This window comes from Streptomyces longisporus, from assembly GCF_039532765.1.
GTDB classification, from domain to species: domain Bacteria; phylum Actinomycetota; class Actinomycetes; order Streptomycetales; family Streptomycetaceae; genus Streptomyces; species Streptomyces longisporus.
On sequence record NZ_BAAASG010000005.1, the window covers coordinates 132,032 to 154,639 of the forward strand.

Annotated in this window: 21 protein-coding genes, 1 pseudogene and 1 riboswitch; of the genes and pseudogenes, 12 read left to right on the forward strand and 10 right to left on the reverse strand. The window is 70.2% G+C overall.

Features of this window, described 5'->3' with window-relative positions; all coding sequences use genetic code 11:
- The first annotated feature begins 119 nt into the window (after nucleotides 1–119).
- On the forward strand, nucleotides 120–1,070 hold the full coding sequence (locus tag ABD355_RS08860) for a CBM35 domain-containing protein (RefSeq protein WP_344399578.1): 951 nt from the start codon (nucleotides 120–122) through the stop codon (nucleotides 1,068–1,070).
- 113 nt (nucleotides 1,071–1,183) lie between these two features.
- On the opposite strand, the gene ABD355_RS08865 is transcribed toward ABD355_RS08860, so the two are convergent.
- From ABD355_RS08865 to ABD355_RS08875, 3 genes are all read right to left on the reverse strand, one after another.
- Entirely contained in the window at nucleotides 1,184–2,116 is a 933-nt protein-coding gene (locus ABD355_RS08865; protein ID WP_344399579.1) for a 1-phosphofructokinase family hexose kinase, read from the reverse strand.
- A gap of 101 nt (nucleotides 2,117–2,217) precedes the next feature.
- Complete coding sequence (gene nagA / locus ABD355_RS08870) at nucleotides 2,218–3,429, reverse strand: N-acetylglucosamine-6-phosphate deacetylase (protein WP_344399580.1); 1,212 nt, start codon at nucleotides 3,427–3,429, stop codon at nucleotides 2,218–2,220.
- The gene (locus tag ABD355_RS08875) at nucleotides 3,429–4,370 is read right to left on the reverse strand and encodes an ROK family protein (protein ID WP_344399582.1); all 942 of its coding nucleotides are present in this window, start codon (nucleotides 4,368–4,370) and stop codon (nucleotides 3,429–3,431) included. The genes nagA and ABD355_RS08875 overlap by 1 nt, the downstream gene beginning before the upstream one ends.
- 71 nt (nucleotides 4,371–4,441) lie before the next feature.
- Here ABD355_RS08875 and ABD355_RS08880 point away from each other — a divergent pair, with 71 nt between their 5' ends.
- The 3 genes from ABD355_RS08880 to otsB are packed head-to-tail and all read left to right on the forward strand — an operon-like array spanning nucleotide 4,442 to nucleotide 7,017.
- Entirely contained in the window at nucleotides 4,442–5,752 is a 1,311-nt protein-coding gene (locus tag ABD355_RS08880) for an ABC transporter substrate-binding protein (protein ID WP_486388673.1), read from the forward strand.
- 40 nt (nucleotides 5,753–5,792) lie between these two features.
- Complete coding sequence (locus tag ABD355_RS08885; RefSeq protein WP_344399583.1) at nucleotides 5,793–6,053, forward strand: DUF3263 domain-containing protein; 261 nt, start codon at nucleotides 5,793–5,795, stop codon at nucleotides 6,051–6,053.
- A gap of 58 nt (nucleotides 6,054–6,111) precedes the next feature.
- The gene (otsB, locus tag ABD355_RS08890) at nucleotides 6,112–7,017 is read left to right on the forward strand and encodes a trehalose-phosphatase (protein ID WP_344399584.1); all 906 of its coding nucleotides are present in this window, start codon (nucleotides 6,112–6,114) and stop codon (nucleotides 7,015–7,017) included.
- Between the two features lie 39 nt (nucleotides 7,018–7,056).
- Here otsB and ABD355_RS08895 read toward each other — a convergent pair whose 3' ends face one another.
- Together ABD355_RS08895 and ABD355_RS08900 are read right to left on the reverse strand one after the other, a co-directional pair.
- Nucleotides 7,057–8,448 (reverse strand): alpha,alpha-trehalose-phosphate synthase (UDP-forming), encoded by a 1,392-nt coding sequence (locus ABD355_RS08895; protein WP_344399585.1) that lies wholly within the window; start codon nucleotides 8,446–8,448, stop codon nucleotides 7,057–7,059.
- Between the two features lie 95 nt (nucleotides 8,449–8,543).
- Nucleotides 8,544–9,488, reverse strand: a complete 945-nt coding sequence (locus ABD355_RS08900) for a glucosyl-3-phosphoglycerate synthase (RefSeq protein WP_344399586.1) — start codon at nucleotides 9,486–9,488, stop codon at nucleotides 8,544–8,546.
- Between the two features lie 172 nt (nucleotides 9,489–9,660).
- Nucleotides 9,661–9,817, forward strand: a riboswitch (SAM riboswitch).
- Between the two features lie 18 nt (nucleotides 9,818–9,835).
- Between ABD355_RS08900 and thrC the strand changes: the two genes are divergently transcribed.
- From thrC to ABD355_RS08935, 7 genes are all read left to right on the forward strand, one after another.
- Nucleotides 9,836–11,125, forward strand: coding sequence for a threonine synthase (gene thrC / locus ABD355_RS08905; protein ID WP_344399587.1), 1,290 nt, complete (start codon nucleotides 9,836–9,838; stop codon nucleotides 11,123–11,125).
- Between the two features lie 44 nt (nucleotides 11,126–11,169).
- Nucleotides 11,170–11,445 (forward strand): MoaD/ThiS family protein, encoded by a 276-nt coding sequence (locus tag ABD355_RS08910; protein WP_030941262.1) that lies wholly within the window; start codon nucleotides 11,170–11,172, stop codon nucleotides 11,443–11,445.
- Nucleotides 11,446–11,897: 452 nt separating this feature from the next.
- Complete coding sequence (locus ABD355_RS08915) at nucleotides 11,898–12,104, forward strand: cold-shock protein (protein ID WP_019057200.1); 207 nt, start codon at nucleotides 11,898–11,900, stop codon at nucleotides 12,102–12,104.
- 442 nt (nucleotides 12,105–12,546) lie between these two features.
- A complete protein-coding gene (groL, locus tag ABD355_RS08920) occupies nucleotides 12,547–14,169 on the forward strand; it encodes a chaperonin GroEL (RefSeq protein ID WP_344399588.1) in 1,623 nt (540 codons plus the stop codon).
- A 138-nt stretch (nucleotides 14,170–14,307) separates the two neighbouring features.
- Nucleotides 14,308–15,453, forward strand: coding sequence for an NADH:flavin oxidoreductase (locus ABD355_RS08925; protein ID WP_344399589.1), 1,146 nt, complete (start codon nucleotides 14,308–14,310; stop codon nucleotides 15,451–15,453).
- 133 nt (nucleotides 15,454–15,586) lie between these two features.
- Nucleotides 15,587–16,465, forward strand: coding sequence for a metallophosphoesterase family protein (locus ABD355_RS08930; RefSeq protein ID WP_344399590.1), 879 nt, complete (start codon nucleotides 15,587–15,589; stop codon nucleotides 16,463–16,465).
- Between the two features lie 21 nt (nucleotides 16,466–16,486).
- A complete protein-coding gene (locus ABD355_RS08935) occupies nucleotides 16,487–18,007 on the forward strand; it encodes a carboxylesterase/lipase family protein (RefSeq protein ID WP_344399592.1) in 1,521 nt (506 codons plus the stop codon).
- A gap of 6 nt (nucleotides 18,008–18,013) precedes the next feature.
- On the opposite strand, the gene ABD355_RS08940 is transcribed toward ABD355_RS08935, so the two are convergent.
- From ABD355_RS08940 to ABD355_RS08950, 3 genes and pseudogenes are all read right to left on the reverse strand, one after another.
- Nucleotides 18,014–18,583: a hypothetical protein gene (locus ABD355_RS08940; protein ID WP_344399593.1), complete on the reverse strand. Its 570-nt coding sequence runs from the start codon at nucleotides 18,581–18,583 to the stop codon at nucleotides 18,014–18,016.
- Between the two features lie 122 nt (nucleotides 18,584–18,705).
- Nucleotides 18,706–19,523 (reverse strand): annotated as a pseudogene (locus ABD355_RS08945) (hypothetical protein).
- Between the two features lie 276 nt (nucleotides 19,524–19,799).
- Nucleotides 19,800–20,774: an ankyrin repeat domain-containing protein gene (locus ABD355_RS08950; RefSeq protein WP_344399594.1), complete on the reverse strand. Its 975-nt coding sequence runs from the start codon at nucleotides 20,772–20,774 to the stop codon at nucleotides 19,800–19,802.
- Nucleotides 20,775–20,971: 197 nt separating this feature from the next.
- Between ABD355_RS08950 and ABD355_RS08955 the strand changes: the two genes are divergently transcribed.
- Nucleotides 20,972–21,475 carry a DUF1269 domain-containing protein gene (locus ABD355_RS08955; RefSeq protein WP_344399595.1) on the forward strand — a complete coding sequence of 168 codons (504 nt, stop codon included), beginning with the start codon at nucleotides 20,972–20,974 and terminating at the stop codon, nucleotides 21,473–21,475.
- Here the strand turns inward: ABD355_RS08955 and ABD355_RS08960 are convergent.
- Both ABD355_RS08960 and ABD355_RS08965 read right to left on the reverse strand, forming a co-directional pair.
- A complete protein-coding gene (locus tag ABD355_RS08960; RefSeq protein WP_344399596.1) occupies nucleotides 21,472–21,678 on the reverse strand; it encodes a DUF397 domain-containing protein in 207 nt (68 codons plus the stop codon). The two genes, ABD355_RS08955 and ABD355_RS08960, sit on opposite strands and share 4 nt — an antisense overlap.
- Nucleotides 21,662–22,501 carry a helix-turn-helix domain-containing protein gene (locus tag ABD355_RS08965; protein WP_344399597.1) on the reverse strand — a complete coding sequence of 280 codons (840 nt, stop codon included), beginning with the start codon at nucleotides 22,499–22,501 and terminating at the stop codon, nucleotides 21,662–21,664. Before ABD355_RS08965 ends, ABD355_RS08960 begins: the two co-directional genes overlap by 17 nt.
- Nucleotides 22,502–22,608: the final 107 nt, after the last annotated feature.

Genomic DNA, 22,608 nt, shown 5'->3' on the forward strand with positions numbered 1-22,608 from the left:
GCCGGGTCTGCGGACCGATGCGATCCGAGTCACCCGTTTGGGGCAGCTGGAGCGGGTAGGCTCGCCATTCTGACCCCACGTATCGCGTTCGACCCGCACCGCTGAGGAGTACCACGGAGATGACGTCCGGCAACAACGGCGCCAGCACGCCCGAGGACGACGACCCGTTCGGCTACCTCTACGCCGACGGGCAGGCCAACGGAGCGCAGCCCCCGTCCGGTGGCGGCGGCTACGGCTACCCGGGCTCCGTCAACCGGAACCGCGCGGTCGGCCAGCGCCAGTACGGCCAGCCGGCCCAGGTCCAGCAGACGGCCGCCTACGGCCAGGTCCCGCAGCAGCAGGGCGGGTACGGCCAGCCGAACGCCCACTACGCGGCGCCTGAGACCCTTCCCGGCGGCGGCGCCCCCACGGCTCCGCAGCAGCCGGCGTACAACGGCGGCGGTGGTCGCCGCGGCCCGAACACCAAGGGCCTGCTGATCGGCGCGATCGCGGTGGTCGCCGCGGTCGTGATCGGTATCGGCGTGGCGATGATGAACGACAACTCCAAGAACGACAAGGCGGGCGGTGGGTCCTCCACGACACCGTCCACCTCGCAGAGCTCGAAGCCGAGCCAGTCGGCGAGCAGCAGCGCTTCGGCGGAGCTGCCGAAGACGGATGCGAAGGATCTTCAGCTGGGCGGTACGGCCGCCAAGGCGTCGGACGTCCAGGGTGCCAAGGCGGCGGACGGCACCTATGTGGGCAATCTCAACAACGTCGGTTCCTCGGTGACCTGGACCATCGACAACATCGCCGAGGCCGGCGACTACACGGTCTTCGCGACCTACAGCGTCCCCGGCCAGGACCAGTCGATGACGCTCCTCGTCAACGGCACGCCGTCGGGCCGGAAGTTCAACCTCAGCAACTTCGCGCATGGCCCGGACGGCGACTTCACCAAGGGCTGGACCAAGACCTTCGCATGGACCACCCTCAAGAAGGGCCCGAACACGCTGACCCTGACCTGCCAGGCCGGCGACAAGTGCAACGTCCTGCTGGACCAGCTGTGGGTGAAGAAGGGCCAGGTCAAGAACTAGGTTCTGGGCACATGGACCATCGTTCGGTTCGCGGCTGTTGTCGTTGCGGTCGCACTGGTGGGCCACACCGTCTGGAGTTGGTGGCGCGTTCGTCGTGGGCAGGGCGGTCGCGGTCAGGCCGACGCGATCACGTCGCCCCGCGTGTCGACCCGAGACAGTAGTTCCTCGTAGGTCCCCCGGTCGAACTCCCCCGCCACCGGCGCCAGTACGGTCGCCGCGGACAAGGCGACTGCTCGGGACAGGCGTTCCGGCCAGGGGAGTTGTTGCGTCAGTCCCGACAGCAGGCCCGCGACCGCCGAGTCGCCCGCGCCCGTCGGGTTGCCGTGGAGGCGGGTGGGTGGGGTGGCGTGCCAGCGGCCTTCCGGGGTGACCGCCAGGAGGCCCTGGGTGCCGAGGGAGGCGACCACCGACCGGGCGCCCCGGCGGCGGGCGTCCTGGGCGCCGCGCAGGGGGTCGTGGGAGCCGGTGAGTTCGGCCAGTTCGTCGGCGTTCGGTTTGACGAGGTCCGGGCGGGCGGCGACCCCGCGGCGCAGGGGCTCGCCGCTGGTGTCCAGGAGCACGGGCACCCCGGCGGCCTTCGCGAGCCGTATCAGCCCGGCGTACGCGCCCACCGGCACCCCGGGCGGCAGGCTGCCGCACAGGGCCACCGCGGACGCCGGCGCGAGCAGGGCCTCGTAGGCCTCCTGGAAGGCGGACCATTCGGCGGGGGTGATGGTGGGGCCCGGTTCGTTGAGCTGCGTCGTGTCGCCGGTCCGGTCGTCCACCAGCGCGATCGTGCGCCTCGTCGGACCCGCGACCGGGACGAGGGCGTCCACCAGGCCGGGGGTGGCGGCCAGCAGGTCCTGGACCGTGCGGCCCGTGGCGCCGCCCGTGAAGCCGGTGACCGTCACCTCGTGGCCGAGGGCCGCGAGCACGCGCGCCACGTTCACACCCTTGCCGCCGGGTCGTTCGGTCACCTCGGTGATCCGGTGCGAGGCGTGCGGCTTGAGCGCCGGTACGCGGTACGTGAGGTCGAGAGCGGTGTTCAGCGTGACCGTGAGGATCACCTGGACCGACCTCCCCCGAAGACGCATGCGGAACGCACGCCGAACGGACGGCGGCCGTCCCATTTTCGCAGGACGACCGCCGTCCTCAACAGCGGGACAGATCAGCCCAGTTGGGGATCGACCACCCATTCACCGCGGCGCATCACGCCCTTGAGGGCGAATTGATGGTCAAGAACGACCAGGTCGGCGTCCTTTCCGGGCTCCAGGGAGCCGATCCGGTCGTACAGGCCGAGCAGCTTGGCGGGATTGGCCGAGATGGCGGTGACGACGTCCTCCACCGGCAGCCCGTCCACCGTCACCGCCCGCTGGAACGCCCGGTCCAGCGTGAGCGTCGACCCCGCGATGGAGCCGCCCTCCACCAGCCGGGCCACACCCTCGGTGACCTCGACCTCCAGGGGGCCCAGCAGATAGCGCCCGTCGCCGAAACCGGCCGCGTCCATCGCGTCCGTGATGAGGGCCACCCGGTCCGCGCCGGCGTGATGGAAGGCGAGCTGGAGGGCGGCCGGGTGCAGATGCGTGCCGTCGTTGATGAGCTCGACGGTGACGCGCTCGTCTTCGAGCAGGGCGGTGATCGGGCCCGGGGCCCGGTGGCCGATCTGCGGCATCGCGTTGAACAGGTGGGTCGCGACCGTGGCGCCCGCGTCGATCGCCGCCACCGTCTGCTCGTACGTCGCGTCGGTGTGCCCGATCGCCGCGATGACGCCGAGTTCGGCGAGGAGGCGGACGGAGTCGAGGCCGCCGGGGAGTTCGGTGGCGAGCGTGACCATCTTCGCCCTGCCGCGGGCCGCGTCGATCAGTTTGCGCACCGCCGCCGGGTCGGGGTCGCGCAGCAGCTTCTCGGAGTGCGCGCCCTTGCGGCACGGGGAGATGAACGGGCCCTCGAAGTGGATGCCGGCGATGTCGCCCTGCTCGGCGAGTTCGCTCAGCAGGCCCGCGCGCTGGGCGAGGAGGTCCATGTCGTCGGTGACGGTCGAGGCGACCAGGGTGGTCGTGCCGTGCAGGCGGTGGGTGTGGATGCCGGTGAGGACGTCCTCGACGGTGCCCGAGGTGAAGGAGGCTCCGCCGCCGCCGTGGTTGTGGAGGTCTACGAAGCCGGGCACTACGTGGTGACCGCTGAGGTCGATCATCTGAGCGTCAGGTGATGCCGCACCGGCGATGCGAGTGCCCTCGACAGACACTCGGCCGTTCTCGACGGTGCCGGTGGGGAGGACCACGGTGGCGCCGGACAGGACGAGGGGGGCTGTGCCGGTCGCGGGCTGCGGGTCGTGTGTGGCTTGTCGCGCAGTTCCCCGCGCCCCAAGGGGGGGTGCCATCAGGGCGTTACCTCCGTGCCGTCAGTTGTAGTGAGGAGATCCCAGGCCAGTAGCCCGGCGCCGAGGCAACCGGCGGTATCGCCCAGGGCCGCTGGAACGATCTGCGGCAGTTTCTGGAACGTGACCCGCTGCCGGACGGCCTCCCGCAGCGGGGTGAACAGGGTGTCGCCCGCCTCTGCGAGGCCGCCGCCGATGATCAGGGTGCGGGGGTCCAGCAGGGTGAGGGCGGTGACCAGGCCGTCGGCCAGGGCGTCGATCGCGTGCTGCCAGACCCGTACGGCGTTCGGGTCGCCGGACGCCACGGACTTGGCGCAGTCGGCGGCGTCCGCGTCGGGGTCGCCGGTGGCCGCCGCCCAGGCCTCGCTGACGGCCGCCGCGGAGGCGTAGCGCTCCAGGCAGCCCCGCTGGCCGCAGGGACAGGCGCTGCCCCCGGGTCGTACGACGATGTGACCGATCTCGCCCGCGAAGCCGTGCGCCCCCGCCTCCACCCGTCCCGCGATGCCGATCGCGCCCGCGATACCGGTGCCGAGGGGGACGAAGAGGAAGCGGTCGGCGCCCTGTCCGGCGCCGATGCGGCCCTCCGCCAGTCCGCCGGTGCGTACGTCGTGGCCGAGGGCGACCGGGATGCCCAGCCGGTCGGCGAGCAGATCGCGCAGGGGGATGTCGCGCCAGCCGAGGTTGGCCGCGTAGGAGGCGATGCCCCGGTCGGCGTCGACGATGCCGGGGACGGCGACGCCGGCGGCGGACGCGGGCTCGCCGAAGTGCTCGGCGCCGTGCGTGCTGAGTTCGGCGGCGAAGTCGAGGATGCCCTCGACGACCGCGTCCGGCCCGCGCTCGCGCCCGGTCGCCCGGCGGGCCTGGTGGAGGAGGGCGCCGTCCTGCGCGACCAGCGCGGCCTTCATCCCGGTGCCGCCCACATCCAGGGCGATGACATGTCTCACGGGGGACAGTGTGGCCCGAGGACCCGCAAGAGGTCTAGTCCACTTACGTGGTGTAGACCTATCGTGTCCACATGTTGAACAGCGAGACAGTAGGGTTGGGGTCAACAGCAGTGCAGCGGCGGGGTAGGACAGGAACGATCGCGGCGGTGTCCGCACTGGGCATGACGGCGGTCCTCGGCGGCTGCGGCCTGACCGGCGGCGGCTCGGGGGACGTCACCCTGAAGCTGATCGCCGCGGACTACGGCGACTCCGCCGCCAACAGCTCCCAGAAGTACTGGGACCGGCTGGTCAGGGAGTACGAGAGCAAGCACTCCGGGGTGAAGATCGACGTCACCGTGTACTCCTGGAACGACGTGGACCGCAAGGTCAAGGAGCTGGTCGACGCGGGCAAGGCGCCCGACATGGCGCAGATAGGCGCGTACGCCGACTACGCCAACAAGGGCCTGCTCTACTCGGCCGACGACATGCTCTCCATCAGCACCCAGGCCGACTTCGCCTCGCAGCTGGCCACCGCCGGGCAGGTGAAGGGCGTGCAGTACGGGCTGCCGTTCGCCGCCTCCACGCGGCTGCTCTTCTACAACAAGACCCTCTTCAAGAACGCCGGCCTCACCCCGCCGAAGACCTGGAACGAGCTCGCCGCCGACGCCAAGGTGCTCAAGGCGCGCGGTGTGAAGTTCCCGTACGCGCTGCCGCTCGGCCCGGAGGAGGCACAGGCCGAGACGATGCAGTGGCTGCTGAGCGGCGGCGGCGGTTACACCGACACCGTCGGCACCTACGGCATCGACTCCGCGCAGAACATCGACACCTTCAACTGGCTCAAGGACGACCTGGTCGACAAGGGCCTGACCGGTCCGGTCGCGCCCGGCAGCCTCAACCGCGCCACCGCCTTCGCCGCCTTCGCCAAGGGCGAGGTCGGCATGCTCAACGGGCACCCCTCGCTGATGAAGATCGCCGCGCAGAAGGGCGTGAAGTTCGGCATGGTGCCGATGCCCGGCAAGGACGGCCAGAGCAAGAACGCCATGGGTGTCGCCGACTGGATGATGGCCTTCAAGAAGAACGGCCACGCCGAGCAGGTCGGCAAGTTCCTCGACTTCGTCTACAGCCAGAAGAACGTGCTCGCCTTCTCCCGTGAGTACGACCTGCTGCCGGTCACCACCTCCGCCTCCGACGTCATGAGCACGGCCAAGCAGGACGCCGCCCTGGAGCCGTTCCTCAAGCAGCTGCCGCTGTCCGAGCTCTACCCCGTCGACAAGACCTCGTGGGCCTCGGTCGCCGTGGCCGTCAAGAAGCACATAGGCAACGCGGTGGCCCCCGGCGGCAACCCCGCGGCCACCCTCGCGCAGCTGGAGTCGACGGCGTCCATGGCGGAGAGCTCGCATTAGCCGCGGGGCGCTGTCAGTGGCGGGGGTTACGGTTCAGGACATGGACCAGGAGCAGTGGGAGGGCCGCGAGCCGCGCGAGCCTCTGGGCGACCGCGAGCGGGCAGTCCTCGCCCTCGAACGCCGGGGCTTCGCGGGCCCCGGCGCCAAGGAGCGCGCCATACGGGAGGAGCTGGGCCTGGCCCCGGTCCGCTACTACCAGCTGCTCAACGCCCTGCTGGACGACGAGCGGGCCCTCGCCCACGACCCGGTGACGGTGAACAGGTTGCGCAGGGTGCGCGACACACGCCGAGCGGAACGCTGACGGCCGACGCTCCCCTGAGCCATGGGTGCGCCCTGCCCTGCGCGGTTATGGTCACCGTATGGGCACCCATACGGACACGGACTCGACGCACTCCATGGACCCCCTGCCGACGCCCGCCACGCAGGCAGGCCGGGACGGGCTCGCCGCGATCCTCGCGAACCCCGCGAAAACGGTGGTCGGCCTGGACTTCGACGGCACCCTCGCCCCGATCGTGGCGGACCCCGAGCAGGCCCGCGCCCACCCGGAGGCGGTGCCCGCGCTCGCCGCCCTCGCCCCGCGGATCGCCTCCGTCGCGGTGGTCACCGGCCGCCCGGCCGGCGTCGCCGTGCGGCACGGCGGCTTCGCGGGCGTCCCCGGCCTTGAGCACCTGGTCGTCCTCGGCCACTACGGCGCCGAACGCTGGGACGCGGTCAGCGGCAACGTCAGCGCACCCGCGCCCCACCCCGGAGTCGCCGCGGTCCGCGCCGAACTCCCCGGTTTCCTCGACCGCATCGGCGCCTGGCAGGGCACCTGGATCGAGGAGAAGGGCCGCGCCGTCGCGGTCCACACCCGCCGCGCGGCGGACCCGCAGGCCGCCTTCGAGGCCCTGCGCGCCCCCCTCACCGACCTCGCCACCCGCCACGGCCTGATCGTCGAACCCGGCCGCCTGGTCCTCGAACTGCGCCCCCCGGGCATGGACAAGGGAGTGGCCCTCCTGGAGTACGTCCGCGAGATCGACGCCTCGGCGGTCCTCTACGCCGGCGACGACCTCGGCGACCTCCCCGCCTTCGCAGCCGTCGACAAACTCCGCTCCGACGGCACCCCCGGCCTCCTCGTCTGCAGCGGCAGCGACGAGGTCACGGAACTACGGGAACGAGCGGACCTGGTGGTGGACGGCCCGCAGGGGGTCGTACGCCTACTACGGGGCCTGGCGGCGCAGCTCGGCCTTTCAGCCCGTCCGGCGTTTGAGGACAAGGCCCCTTAAGGGCCGAAAAGCGGGGGTCTGGGGGCGCAGCCCCCAGGCTCAGCCGCGCAACGCCTCCAATTGCTCGACGAACCACTGCGCCGGCGGCAACGCCGTGGCCGCGGCAGCAAGCCGCTTCGACCGCTCGGCCCGCTCAGCCGCCGGCAGGCACAGCGCGGCGTGCAGCGCCTCCGCCGTCCCGATCACGTCGTACGGGTTCACCGTGATCGCGTCCTCGCCCAGCTCGGCGTGGGCACCCGCCTCCCGCGACAGCACCAGCGCGCACCCCTCGTCGGAGACGACCGGCACCTCCTTCGCGACCAGGTTCATGCCGTCCCGGATCGGGTTGACGAGGGCCACGTCGGCCAGCCGGTAGGCGGCCAGCGAACGCGCGAAGTCGTCCTTGACGTGCAGCACGACCGGGGTCCAACCAGGCGTCCCGAAGCGGGAGTTGATCTCCTGGGCCACCCGCTGCACCTCGGCCGTGTAGTCGCGGTACACGGCGAGGTCCTGCCGGGAGGGATAGGCGAACGCCACGTGCACGACCCGCTCCCGCCACTCGGGGTGGTCCTCCAGCAGCTGCCGGTACGCCAGCAGCCCGCGCACGATGTTCTTCGACAGCTCGGTGCGGTCGACCCGCACGACCGTCCTGCGCCCGGCGCCGATCTCCTCCCGCAGTGCGGCCATCCGCTCGGCCACATCGGCCTCGTGCGAGCGCTTGCGCAGGAAGTCGGCGTCCGCGCCGAGGCCGTGCACGCCGATCGCCGTGCCCCCGAGGCCGCCCACCACCGCCGTGGCGCACGCCGTGAACGCGTCCGCCCAGCGCCGGGTCAAAAAGCCCAGCCGGTCGGCGCCCAGCATGCCGTTCAGGAGCCGCTCGGCGATGTCGTCCGGCAGCATCCGGAAGTAGTCCACCGGCGCCCACGGCGTGTGCGAGAAGTGCCCGATGCGCAGATCGGGACGGAGCTCGCGGAGCATGCCCGGCACCAGACACAGGTGGTAGTCCTGCACCAGCACCGCCGCGCCCTCGGCCGCCTCCTGGGCCAGCGCCTCGGCGAAGGCCCGGTTGTAGGTCTCGTACGACGCCCACTGCCGCCGGAACTCCGCGTCGAAGACCGGCTCCAGGGGCGTCTGGTACAGCATGTGGTGGACGAACCACAGCACCGAGTTCGCGATGCCGTTGTACGCGTCGGCGTGCACGTCGGCCGGGATGTCGAGCATCCGCACCCCGTCCTCGCCGACCCCGCGCCGTACCGCCTCGCGGTCGCCGTCGGACAGCGCCGAGCACACCCACAGGGCGTCCGCGTCGGGCCCGATCGCGGAGAGGCCGGAGACCAGCCCGCCGCCGCCGCGCCTGGCGGCCAGCGAGCCGTCCTCCTGCACTTCGTACGAGACCGGGCCGCGGTTGGACGCGACCAGCACCTGATGACCAGCGCCGTACGTGGAAGCCATACGCCTCAACCTAGCCCGGCCCGTAAACGCTCAAACGTACGTCTGCGCTCTGCGGGTGGACCGTATACACCGGCTGCAGCGCGTAACGCGCCGCCTCAGGCGACCTTGCGCGACGCGTACTCCGCGATCTCCACCATCGGCGGCCGCTCCTCCGTGTCCACGGAGTAGGTGCGCGGCTCGAAGCCGTCCTCGCCCCGTTCGAACTGGGTGAGGGAGGGACGGATGAGATGGCCGCGGGCCAGTCTCAGCTGTGCCGTGCGGTAGATCGCGGCGGACATCCGGCCCAGCGCCTGCCCGTCCTGATGGCGGTGCTTGCGCACCCCGACGTCCACCTGGGCGAGCGCGTCGAGGCCCACCAGGTGCAGGGCGTCCACCAGCATGCCCAGCTCGACGCCGTACCCGACGGGGAACGGCAGCTGTTCCAGCAGGCTGCGCCGGGCCGCGTACTCGCCGCCGAGCGGCTGCACGAAGCCCGCCAGCTGCGGCCAGTGCATGTTCAGCAGCGGACGCGCCATCAGCTCGGTGACCCGGCCGCCCTGGCCCTGCGCGCCGGCCAGCGGACGGTCGTACATGCCCTTGACCAGGTCGACCCCCGGCTCGGTGAGCAGCGGGCCGACGATCCCGGAGACGAAGTCGGAGGAGAACTCCTTCAGGTCGGCGTCGATGAAGCAGACGATGTCCCCGCCGGTGACCAGGAGCGAGCGCCACAGCACCTCGCCCTTGCCGGGGACGGTCGGGATGCGGGGCAGGATGTCGTCACGGTGGACGACCTTGGCCCCGGCCGCCGCGGCGACCTCGGACGTGCGGTCGGTGGACCCCGAGTCGACGACGACGATCTCGTCGACGAGCGGAACCTGCTGCATCAGGTCGTGACGGATGATCGCGACGATGTCGCCGACCGTCTCCTCCTCGTTGAGCGCGGGCAGCACGACGCTGACCGACTGCCCGGTGCGCTGCTTGGCGGCGAGGATCTGGTGGAGAGGGCGGTCGGTCAGGGACCAGGAGCGGGTGCTCAGCCAGCGCTCGACTTCTTCCAGCACGTAGGCGGCTCCTCTGCGTTCTCTCGGCGAAAACCGGATCACCGTGTGATCCATCTCGCGGTTCGGACGACTATCTCAACTGTCCTGGCCTTCGGTTACAGTCTTGAACAACGCTGGTGACCATCGCATGTCGGGGGTCGCCCGGCGTTGAACGAGTTGAACAACCGAATACCGCTCATCCAGAGGGGCAGAGGGATACGGCCCGATGAAGCCCCGGCAACCCTCCAGCCGGTCTCGTACCGATCGATGCCGATCGTTCCGCGAGGCTCCCGGCTAGGGAAGGTGCCAAATCCGTCTCACGGCGAGATGCGTCGTGAGGAAGATGAGGAGAAAGGGCCTCGCCTCACATGGCTGCGCAGACTGTTGCAAGCACCACCGACTCCACGACCGTCGACCTCGGTCCCGCTGCGGCGCTCTCCTGCCGCGAGTGCGGTCACCAGGTGCCTCTCGGCCCGGTCTTCGCCTGCGAGGAGTGTTTCGGCCCGCTCGAGATCGCCTACGACTTCTCGGCCTACGACACCGAGGAACTCCGCAAGCAGATCGAGGCGGGTCCCGCGAACATCTGGCGTTACGCGCCCCTGCTGCCCGTTCCGGCGGACGTGGCGGACAAGCCCAACATCAACCCCGGTTGGACCAAGCTCGTCAAGGCCGACAACCTCGCCCGCGAGCTGGGCGTCGACGCCGGCAAGCTGTTCGTGAAGGACGACTCCGGCAACCCGACGCACTCCTTCAAGGACCGGGTCGTCGCCCAGGCCATCGAGGCCGCCCGCGCCTTCGACTTCACCACCCTGTCCTGCTCGTCCACCGGCAACCTGGCCGGTGCGGTGGGTGCCGCGGCCGCCCGCGCCGGCTTCCGTTCCTGCGTGTTCATCCCGCACGACCTGGAGCAGGGCAAGGTCGTCATGGCCGCGGTCTACGGCGGCGAGCTCGTCGGCATCGAGGGCAACTACGACGACGTGAACCGCTTCTGCTCCGAGCTGATCGGCGACCCGGCCGGCGAGGGCTGGGGCTTCGTCAACGTCAACCTGCGGCCGTACTACGCGGAGGGCTCCAAGACCCTGGCGTACGAGATCTGCGAGCAGCTCGGCTGGCGGCTGCCGGACCAGCTGGTCGTGCCGATCGCCTCCGGCTCGCAGCTCACGAAGATCGACAAGGGGCTGCAGGAGCTGATCAAGCTCGGGCTCGTCGAGGACAAGCCGTACAAGATCTTCGGGGCGCAGGCCGAGGGGTGCAGCCCTGTCTCCGTCGCGTACAAGGCGGGGCACGACGTCGTACGGCCGCAGAAGCCGAACACGATCGCCAAGTCGCTGGCCATCGGCAACCCGGCGGACGGTCCGTATGTGCTGGACATCGCCCGCCGTACCGGTGGGGCCGTGGAGGACGTGAACGACGAGCAGATCGTCGATGCGATTCGGCTGCTCGCCCGGACCGAGGGCATCTTCGCGGAGACCGCCGGCGGGGTGACCGTGGGTGTGACCCGGAAGCTGATCGAGAACGGTGTTCTCGACCCGACCCTGACCACGGTCGTCCTCAATACGGGTGACGGTCTGAAGACGCTGGACGCGGTGGCCGGTACCGGGCTCACCGCGACGATTCGCCCGAGCCTTGAGTCGTTCCGTGAGGCCGGCCTCGCCTAGTCGCGTAGCCCGCGCCCCCCCATCCCTGACCGGAGGTTTTCATCGTGAGCGTGAACGTTCGTATCCCCACCATCCTGCGCACCTACACCGGCGGGCAGGCCGAGGTGACTGCCGAAGGCGGCACCCTCGGCGAGGTCATCGCCGATCTGGAGAAGAACCACACCGGGATCGCCGCCCGGGTTCTCGACGACCAGGGCAAGCTGCGACGGTTCGTCAACGTGTACGTGAACGACGACGATGTGCGGTTCGAGCAGGGGCTGGAGACGGCGACTCCGGACGGGGCGGGCGTCTCGATCATCCCGGCCGTCGCCGGAGGCTGACCGGAAACAGGTCGGACGGCCGATTATTACCGTCGGTAACGTCGGTTACGAAGAGTTCATCGAATTGCCCCCTCCGTGAGAGAAGCGGAGGGGGCAATTCTGCATGGTTGAGCACGGTACAGTTGGGGAACCTGCTCGACTCCGCTTGCCGCATGCATATGAGTTCTTGCTTCTCGGGCAGCGAGAAGTAGCCAAAGTGTGCAGGTTTTTTGCGTCTTATGCTCCATTTATGGGGCCCGACTTGCCCTGAATTCGGGCGAATTCTCCCTAAAGTCCCGACCGGCCGTGCCCGGAATTCTCGTCCGATTGACCTGTTGCAGACGGCAGTTGGACAGATACATTCAGCCGCGGTCGACGCGTTCCGGCGCACGCCCCCAACCGTGGGGGGTGAGGTCTGACCCGGATCCGCGAAGTGTGGATCTGTGCAAGGGCCAGTAATAGGGGAGTTAGGCATGGCTCAGGGCACCGTCAAGTGGTTCAACGCGGAGAAGGGGTACGGCTTCATCGCGGTCGACGGTGGTGCGGATGTTTTCGTCCACTACAGTGCGATTCAGATGGACGGCTACCGCACCCTGGAAGAGGGTCAGCGGGTCGATTTCGAGATCTCGCAGGGCCAGAAGGGGCCGCAGGCGGACATGGTCCGTCTGGCGACCAGCTGAAGCACGCGCCGGGTTAACTGCAGCGACGTTCTTCTGTTCTTGATCGAAGGGTCCGCACCTGAGGGGGCGGGCCCTTCGGCATGCCCGGAGGACCTGGCCCGGTCCTGGACGGGTGCCGCCCGCTCCGCGGGCGCACCTTGCGCCCACCCGTCGCCCGACCACCACCCCTCAACGAGCCCGCTCCGCGGGCGCACCTTGCGCCCACCCGTCGCCCGGCCACCACCCCTCAACGAGCCCGCTCCGCGGGCGCACCTTGCACTCGGGGGGGTCGAGTGCTAATCATTGGCGTTAGCACTCTGAAGGTGAGAGTGACAAAGATGGACCGGGTCGGTGAGGCCCGCAGGCCGGGTGGGGCAAGGAACCCACGGGTCGGCGAGCCGTCCGTCGCGGGCGCGGGCGCGGTCCGAAGGAATCACCCCCAGTCCTGGAGGGACCACTTCACATGGCCAAGATCATCGCGTTCGACGAGGAGGCGCGGCGCGGCCTCGAGCGCGGCATGAACCAGCTCGCGGACGCCGTGAAGGTGACGCTCGGCCCCAAGGGCCGCAACGTCGTCCTCGAGAAGAAGTGGGGCGCCCCCACGATCACCAACGATGGTGTCTCCATCGCCAAGGAGATCGAACTCGAGGACCCGTACGAGAAGATCGGCGCCGAGCTGGTCAAGGAAGTCGCCAAGAAGACGGACGACGTCGCCGGTGACGGTACGACCACCGCGACCGTTCTCGCCCAGGCGCTCGTCAAGGAAGGCCTGCGCAACGTAGCCGCCGGCGCCAACCCGATGGCCCTCAAGCGCGGTATCGAGAAGGCCGTCGAGGCCGTCTCCGGTGCCCTGCTCGAGCAGGCCAAGGATGTCGAGACCAAGGAGCAGATCGCTTCCACGGCCTCCATCTCCGCCGCCGACACCCAGATCGGCGAGCTCATCGCCGAGGCCATGGACAAGGTCGGCAAGGAAGGCGTCATCACCGTCGAGGAGTCCCAGACCTTCGGTCTGGAGCTGGAGCTCACCGAGGGTATGCGCTTCGACAAGGGCTACATCTCGGCGTACTTCGCCACCGACATGGAGCGGATGGAGGCGTCGCTCGACGACCCGTACATCCTGATCGCCAACTCCAAGATCGGTTCCGTCAAGGACCTGCTCCCGCTCCTGGAGAAGGTCATGCAGTCGGGCAAGCCGCTGCTGATCATCGCCGAGGACGTCGAGGGCGAGGCCCTGTCGACCCTGGTCGTCAACAAGATCCGCGGCACCTTCAAGTCCGTCGCGGTCAAGGCCCCCGGCTTCGGCGACCGCCGCAAGGCGATGCTGAACGACATCGCCATCCTCACCGGCGGCGAGGTCATCTCCGAGGAGGTCGGTCTCAAGCTCGAGAACACCTCCCTCGACCTGCTGGGCCGCGCCCGCAAGGTGGTCATCACCAAGGACGAGACCACCATCGTCGACGGCGCCGGCTCCACGGAGCAGGTGCAGGGCCGGGTCAACCAGATCCGCGCCGAGATCGAGAACAGCGACTCGGACTACGACCGCGAGAAGCTGCAGGAGCGCCTGGCGAAGCTCGCCGGCGGTGTCGCGGTCATCAAGGCCGGTGCCGCCACCGAGGTGGAGCTCAAGGAGCGCAAGCACCGCATCGAGGACGCCGTCCGCAACGCGAAGGCCGCCGTCGAGGAGGGCATCGTCGCCGGTGGTGGCGTCGCGCTCATCCAGGCGTCCACCGTCTTCGAGAAGCTGGACCTGGAGGGTGACGAGGCGACCGGCGCCCAGGCCGTGAAGCTCGCGCTCGAGGCCCCGCTGAAGCAGATCGCCGTCAACGCCGGCCTCGAGGGCGGTGTCGTGGTGGAGAAGGTGCGCAACCTGACCCCGGGCCACGGCCTGAACGCCGCGACCGGCGAGTACGTCGACCTGGTCAAGGAAGGCATCATCGACCCGGCGAAGGTCACGCGCTCTGCCCTGCAGAACGCCGCCTCCATCGCCGCGCTCTTCCTCACCACCGAGGCCGTCATCGCCGACAAGCCGGAGAAGGCCGCCGCGCCCGCCGGTGGCGGTATGCCGGGCGGTGACATGGACTTCTGATCGGCCTCCGGCTGATCCGGGTTCCCACCGAGGGCGGCACTCCCTGGAAACAGGGGGTGCCGCCCTCGGGCGTGTTCGAGGTCATAGGAGAGTTGCTTAAGTAGGTGCAACAATGCGTGTGCACATACCAGTCGGTTGATGCAGTCATCGCACGAGGAGCCCACCCACGTGACCACCGCCCCCTCCCGCGCAGCCGAGGTCCTCTCCCGGCCCACCGCGATCAACGGCCTGACCGTCCCCAACCGCATCGTCATGGCGCCCATGACGCGCATGTTCTCCCCGGGCGGCATCCCCGGTGAGGACGTGGTGTCGTACTACGCCCGCCGGGCCGCCGCCGGTGTCGGGCTGATCGTCACCGAGGGCACGTACGTCGGCCACGAGTCGGCCGGCAACAGCAACCGCGTCCCCCGGTTCCACGGCGAGGAGCAGCTCGCGGGCTGGCAGAAGGTCGCCGAGGCGGTGCATGCGGCGGGCGGCACGATCGTTCCGCAGCTGTGGCACATCGGGACGGTCCGCAACCAGGGTGACGGCCCCTACCCGGACGCTCCCTCGCACGGCCCCTCCGGTCTGCGCGTCACCGGCGTCGAGGACGCCACGCCCATGACGCAGGCCGACATCGACGCCGTCATCGGCGCGTTCGTCGAGTCCGCGGTCGCCGCCGAGCGCATCGGCTTCGACGGCATCGAACTGCACGGTGCGCACGGCTACCTTCTCGACCAGTTCCTGTGGGCCGGCACCAACCGGCGTACGGACGCGTACGGCGGCGACCCCGTGGCGCGTACGAAGTTCGCCGCGGAGATCGTGGCGGCCGTACGGGAGGCTGTGTCGCCCGAGTTCCCGATCCTGTTCCGGTACTCGCAGTGGAAGCAGGAGGCCTACGACGCGCGTCTCGCCGAGACGCCGGAGGAGCTGGAGGCGATCCTCGCGCCGCTGGCTGCCGCCGGCGTGGATGCCTTCCATGCCTCCACGCGGCGGTACTGGCTGCCGGAGTTCGAGGGCTCCGACCTCAATCTGGCGGGGTGGACGAAGAAGCTGACGGGGCGGCCGACCATCACCGTCGGGTCGGTGGGGCTCGACGGGGACTTCATCCGGGGGTTCGCCGGGGAGGGGTCGCCGATCCGCGGGATCGATGACCTGCTGGACCGGCTGGAGCGGGAGGAGTACGACTTCGTCGCCGTCGGGCGGGCGTTGCTGCAGGATCCTGAGTGGGCGGCGAAGGTGCTGGCCGGGCGGAGCGATGAGCTTGAGCCGTACTCGGCGAGTGCGTTGAAGACGCTGAGCTGAGCGGTGCGGTGCGGGCCGGTGGGGGTGAGCGTCCCTGGGGGCTGCGCCCCCAGACCCCCATCGGCCTTCGGCCTCGTCCTCAAACGCCGGACGGGCTGAAAGTACAGGTCAACTACGGCTAGCGTTCAGGGTTATGAGGATTCTGCACCTCTCGGACACCCACATCGAGCGTACGGACGCCCCCAACAGGCACGGCGTCAACGCCACCGACTCCCTCCGCCTGATGCTCGCCGAACTGCGCCACCAGCGGGGCGTGGACGCGATCGTCGTCACCGGTGACCTCGCCGACGACGGGGCCGTGGAGGCGTACACGACCGTACGAGAGCTGCTGACCGAGTTCGCGCTGCCGCTGGACGCGCCCGTGTTCTGCACGACCGGCAACCACGACGAGCGCGGGGCCTTCGGCAAGGTGCTGGGGAGCGGGCATCTGGCCGCGGACGGGTCCGAGCGGGCGGAGACGGTTCTCGAGTCCACGGCGGGGGAGCGGGCCGCGGTCAGTGTGGTGGACGGGTGGCGTTTCGTCACGCTGGACTCGCTCGTGCCGGGCAAGGTGCACGGGTGGGTCGGTGCGGAGCAACTCGCCTGGCTACGGGATGTGTTGGCCACGCCCGCGCCGCATGGGACCGTCCTCGCGCTCCATCACCCGCCGATCGCCCTGGACATCGGGACGCAGCGCGCCTTCGGGCTGCGCAATCCGTCGGCCTTGGCGGAGGCGATTCGTGGCACCGACGTCCGGGTCGTGCTCACCGGGCACTTCCACCTTCAGCTCTTCGGGCTGCTGGAGGCGACCCCGGTGTGGGTCACACCGGGCGTGGTCAACCGCATCGACCTGACGACACCCCCCGGCACCGAACGTGCGGTGCGCGGGGCGTCGGCCTCGTTGGTGGAGCTGGGCGACGGCGCCTCGGGCCCGATGTTCCATACCTTCCACGCGCGTGATCCGCGGGCCCACGAGACCGTGTACGAGATCGACGAGCAGCAGACACGCGCATTGATCGAACGGCTCGGCTAGTTCGCCCACCAGGAGTTGATGATGACGACCACTGTCGTGCGTACCGTCGGCGGAGCGGTGCGCGGGCGCCGTGAGGACGGGCTGACGGTGTTCCGCGGCATTCCGTTCGCCGAACCGCCCGTCGGGAAGGACCGGTTCGGGGCGCCGCGACCGGTGCGGACCTGGGAGGGGACCCGGGAGGCGTACGAGTTCGGGCCGCCGCCTCCGCAGGAGTCCGGCATCCAGGGACGCAGGGCCGTGCTGAACGCTGCTGAGGGCGATGAGTGGCTCACCGTCAACGTCTGGACCCCGGACGCGGATTCGGGCAGCCGGAGGCCGGTGATGGTGTGGATCTACGGCGGGGCCTACAAGCTCGGGCACTCCGGCAGTCCCGGTTACGACGCCCAGCGCATCGCCCGTGACGGTGACGTGGTCGTCGTGACGCTCAACTACCGGGTCGGGATCGAGGGGTTCGCGCTCATCGAGGGGGCGCCTGCCAACCGGGGACTGCTCGATCAGGTGGCGGCGCTGGAGTGGGTGCGGGACAACATCGAGGAGTTCGGCGGCGACCCCGGACAGGTGACCGTCTTCGGGGAGTCCGCGGGGGCCGGGTCGGTGGCCTCTCTGCTGGCCATGCCGAGTGCGCGGGGGCTGTTCCGGCGGGCCGTCGCGCAGAGTGTGCCGGGGACCTACTTCTCCGGCGAGCTGGCCCGTGACATCGCGTCCGCCATTGCTCAGGAGGCGGGGCTGCGGCCGACGGCGGCCGATCTCGCGACCGTCGAACCCCGGCAACTGACCTCGGTGGGCGAGGCGTTGAGCGCGCGGATGATGTCGTACGCGGACCGGTGGGGGCAGGTGGCCCCGACGGCCACGCCCTTCTCACCGGTGGTCGACGGCGAGGTGCTGCCGTGCACGCCCTGGCAGGCGCTGAAGGCGGGCGCGGGGAAGGACGTCGACCTGCTCGTCGGGCACAACCGGGACGAGTTCCGGCTGTTCCTCGCGCTCGGCGGGATGCTGGGCAAGATCGGGGAGGAGCAGGCGGGCTGGGCGCTGCGGACGTTCGGGCCGGGGCCGGACGGGGAGCGGGCGTACCGCGCGGCCTTCCCTGAGGCCACGCCGGGTGAGCTGTTCGAGCGCGTGCAGACGGACTGGTTGTTCAACATGCCTTCCCTGCAGCTGGCCGAGGCGCAGGTCGCGGGCGGCGGTCGCGCCCATGTGTACGAGCTGACCTGGGCGGCTCCCGGCGGCGGGGGCGGTCTCGGCGCATGCCACGGGCTGGACATTCCACTGCTGTTCGGCACGTTCGAGGCGGACCTGGGGCAGCTGCTGTTCGCGGGTACGGGGGCCACCGCGGAGGGAGAGGCGCTGTCGTCGCGTTTCCGGGAGTCCTGGACGGCGTTCGCGCGGACGGCCGATCCGGGCTGGCCGGCGTTCGAGACGGGAGAGCGCCTGGTCCAGGTGCTGGACGTCGGGCCGAAGGCGCAGGTCGGGCCGTATCCGGAGGAGACCTCGCGGCGGCTGTGGGAGGGGTACGAGTTCGCGCCGCTCCCGCTCCTCAAGTAGGCGGCGCTAGAGGTTTCCGAGCGGCTCGATGTCGACCTTCACCGGCGTGCCCCAGACGCGCAGCACCTCGTAGTCGGTGAACTCGTGCACCAGCCGGTACGCCATCGCGGGACGCGGGCCGCGGCGCTGAGCGGCCAGATACAGCTCGGCCTCGCGCCGGTCCCGCCTCGGCGTGCCGCACAGGTGCCAGGTCTGGCCGTTCCACGCCTCCGGCAGCCAGCGCTGCTGGGGCTGCGGGCGGTCGGCGCTGACGCCGTAGCGGGAAGGGGCCGTCTCGGTGGCGTGCGGGGGGACGGGGCCGCCGTTGAACTCGGCGCGGCGGGCCGCCCGGCGCCGGGTCTCGCAGAGCAGGCAGAGGTCGTGGGCGTTCTCGTCGACCGGGCCGTTCGGGTGCTCGCGGCAGCGGGTGGCGGGCGCGGCGGACGTGACGCTCTCGTCCAGCAGGTCCAGTGCGCGGCGGAGGTCGGCCTTGACCTCGTGGAGCTTGCCGTCGGGGGTGTCGGCGGTGAGGGATTCGCCGTGCTCGCCGAGGAGACGGAGGGCGCGGCCGAGGGCGGTCAGTTGGGCGTGGTTCATGGGTATCAGTGTGCGTAGTCCTTGAGCTTCTCGGTGTCCAGGGTGATGTTCACGGGGAGGGGATCTCCACGGTGGCCCCCCAGGGGTAGGACGGGGACTGCTGGTAGCGGCAGTCGTAGCTGTCATGTGGGTGTCCTTTCGTGTCGTCGTTGATCCATTGCGGCACGGATCTCCGCCGCGCGGGTGTGGACTGCGGGGGCCGGAAGAGGCGTGTGGTGGCGACCGGGGGCGCGTTCGCCCCGGCAGGCGCCGCAAACACCGCTCGGCAGGGCCTCCGGACGCCCCGGAGCACCGCACTTCGCACACTCCAGGACGCGCAGAGGCGGCCGTGTCTGTCGTACGGGTTCGGGTGGGAGCTTGCTGGTCAGGCGGGCGCGGACCAGGGATGCCGGGCTGTGCACGGGGTGGGCAGGCCGGAGGTCAGGGCACGGACCACGCTCTCGTCCGTGGCCCCTCGCGCGAACCACTCCGTCAGCAGCGGAGCGAGCGTCGCGCATTCCGCCTGGGAGAGCGACAGCGCGGGGGCCGTACGGCCGAGGGCGGCGAGGAGGATGTGGGCGCGGGTTCGGGTGGGGCGGGCTCGTTCCGGTGGTTCCTGCGGTACGTCGCCTCGGGTGAAGGTCGCCCACCAAATGTCGTCGCGTGCGGTTCTGGTGAACCACGTTCGGGTGATCCAGCGGGGGCTCTTCGTATCCGTCAGGTGTTCGCGGCCTCGGCGCAAGTGGCCTGCCCGTTGGAGGTTGTTGAGGGCCGTGCGGAGGGCACACTGGTCGTACGGAAGCTGCTTGGCCAGCGTTTTCACGGAGATGTCGGCGCCTTCGGGGAGGCGGTCGATGTACGCGGCGACTGCGGCTTCGCGGGGTGGCAGGTGGGCGAAGTCGTGTGCGGTGCGGCGGTGTTGGTCGGGGGCCGACCGTTTTCCGTAACCCGGACTGGCCATCGGGTGCGGGGTCGCGTGCGCGGGCGGGAAGGCGGCACTAAGCTTGGCGTCAGCCATGGGATCGAACTTGTCCTTCGATCTTGTAGGTCAAGCCCCCGCCAGGTGCTCCAACACCTGCGGGGGCTGTTCGTTATGCGGGCACGCCAGACGATCGTCACTGTGCGTGGCAAGTCGAACGCGTCAAGTCAACTCGCCGGGAGGGAGGGCGGGTTGAGGCCCGCCACCCATTCCAAGAAAAGAGGGCTCGGGGCTGGTGGCTTGAGCTTCGGGGCCTTGTCAGACCGCCCAGTAGTCGCGGTCCGGCAGTTCGACCCAGTGGTCCGGCGGCCCGAGGACCGCTCGGGCGTCGGTCGGGCGCAGGCCGGCGTACGCGAGCGAGTAGGCCACGGCCTGGTTGCAGTACACGTACGAGAACAGGACCTCCTCGGGGCTGTCCCCCACGTCCGGACCACCGCCCGGGTGCAGGTCCGAGCCCTCGCAGATGCCGTCGCGGTGGATGCTGCCCTGGTTGCCGCTCTTGGGGTTGGCGTACAGGCCGTAGGAGACGGTGCCCGCGGAGAGGCGGGTGTGTATGCCGGGCATTGAAGGCCCGTAGCCCCACGGCTGGGTGATGACGCAGCCGCCCGGCACGGTCGTCACGCCGACGATCCTCAGGGTTTCGTCCAGGTCGTAGGCGTACGGGTCCTCGTCAAGCTCGGCGATCAGCTCCGGGTCGGCCGGTGTCGCCCTCAGTCGGCGTATCGCCTCCGCCGCGTCGATCCCGCCCACGCACGCCAGCCCGAGGCCGTCGTCGTAGAAGTCGCCGAGGGCCGTGATGAGCCGTCGGCCCTCCTCCGCCACCGCCCGCTCGGACCCCGTGAGGCCGGGCCGGGCCTCGGGCAGGTCCGCGAACAGCTCAGGATCCGGCCCGGCGAGGCTCAGCCGCGCCGGTGTCCAGCCGCCGGGTCCGACCCACCCCGGGTCGGCGCCTGCGGCGACCAGCGCCCGGGCGTTCTCCGAACGCCTCTCCACCACCGCGTCCCACAGCGCCGTCGTCCCGCCCTCCAGCGCGTCGACGTCCGCGACCTGCCGGGCCACTACCGCGACGGTCTCGGGCGGGCCGAACAGCGCCGCTCGGTGCAGCGGGCGCGAGCCGCCGACGCCCCATCGCTCGGGATCGGCGCCCGCGTCGAGGCGCCGCCGCACGTCCTCATGGTCCTGCCAGCCCCGGTAGTCCATGCCCTCCCAGCCACCGCCGTCCGTGCGCGTCATCCCGTGCCCCCTCCAGCTCGTCGATCTCCGTGCCCACACCTTCGCAGACACCACCGACATTCAGTAACTCGACTTGGTCGCTTGACTTGAGCAGTCGACAAAGTCCATGATGAAGCCATCGCAAGGCGCTGTGGATCGAAGGCCGGGAACACTCTCAAGGCCGTCGGTGAGCGCCCGTCGCACCAGGAGGAATTCCGATGACCGACATGATCGCCGTGGCGTACCCCAGCGAGACCGTCGCCGGGCAGGCGCTCACGGAACTGCGCGCCCTGCACACCGAACACACCGTGCACGTGGCCGACGCGGTACTGATCACCCGTGACCACGACGGTGAGGTGAAGATCGCCGGCAAGCCCCATCCCGCCGCCTCCGGGGCTCTGGGCGGTGCGCTGTGGGGAGGTCTGATCGGGCTGCTGCTCCTGCAGCCGCTGCTCGGCGCCGCCGTCGGCGCGGCCGCGGGCGGAGCGGTCGGCGCGACCGCCGAGGACGACGAACGGACCCAGTTCATCAAGAGCCTCGGCGAGCGCCTGGCACCCGGGCACGCCGCGGTGATCGCGGTGATCTACGACGCCACCGCGGACAAGGCGCTGCCGCGTATAGCCCAGTTCGGCGGCGAGGTCCTGCACACCTCACTCAGCCAGGCGGACGAGGAGGAGATCCGCTCCGCCCTGAACGCCCACCAGGCGGCAACGGTTGCTTAGTGGGCCCGCACGTCCTCGACGAACGCGGTCCATGCCTCGGCCCGGAACACGAGCTTCGGGCCGAGGGGGTTCTTGGAGTCGCGGACGGGGACGACGGCGGGGTGGCCGTCGGCTACTTCGAGGCAGTTGCCGCCGCTGCCGCCGCTGTAACTCGACTTGTGCCAGGTGGCCGTGCTCAGGTCGTAGTCAGGGGTGTTCCTCATGGGCGTAATCCTGCGCCAACGCCTCGATCAGGGCCAGGGACTTCTCCTGCGGGAGTGCGGAGGCCACGAGAAGGTCGAACCTGAACCTCAGTTGGGTGACCGTTGACGGGTCGTCCTCCAGCCGTCCGGTGCCGACCCCCTCGAAGTAGGCCAGCGGAGGGGCGTCCTCGAACTCCATGAGCTTCAGTGCGCCCTCCATCACCGCGTGGGCTCCTGCGCTGAGCGGCAGTACTTGCACGATGACCCGGCTCCGGCGGGCCAGATCGCGGATGTGGCACAGGGCCTCCGCCATGACCGTCCGGCCGCCGGTCTCCCGACGCAATGCCGCCTCGTCAAGGACCACCCACAACACCGGCCTTGTTGGGTGGTTGAGTAGACGGATCCGCTCCAGTCGTGCGTCCACCCACTTGTCGACTGTTTCCTCTGGTGTCGTCGGGTCGTACGCGCGGATTACGGCCCGTGCGTACGCAGGTGTCTGCAGCAGGCCGGGGATCAGTTGGGGCGCATACTCCCTGATGGCCGTGGCCTGCGCTTCTGCCTCCGCCGCCTCCGCGAAGTGCTCGGGGTACTTCGACTTGGCCGCCGCCCGGCAGTTCCGCAGAAAGAAGCCCCCCGTCTCCAGGACTTCGTCCAGCATCCGTGCGTACTCCGGCTGCATCCGCCGCGTGCCCGCCTCCAGTTGTCCGATGAACGAGCCGCTCACGAACAGCCGTAGCCCCAGTTCGTCCTGGCTCAGTCCGGCCTGCTCGCGTGCGTGCCGCAGCTCCGCGCCCAGGAGGGCCCGTGGCGAAGACGACGGATCGAGGTCCTTGGGTCCCGGCATGTGCAACTCCCTGTCGGACACTGGGCGTTGTTGGAACGTGTCGTATGGCCAGGTTAGGGGCGTTGCCACCACGCTGTGTTGCGAACAGCAAACTCAGCGTGGAGGTA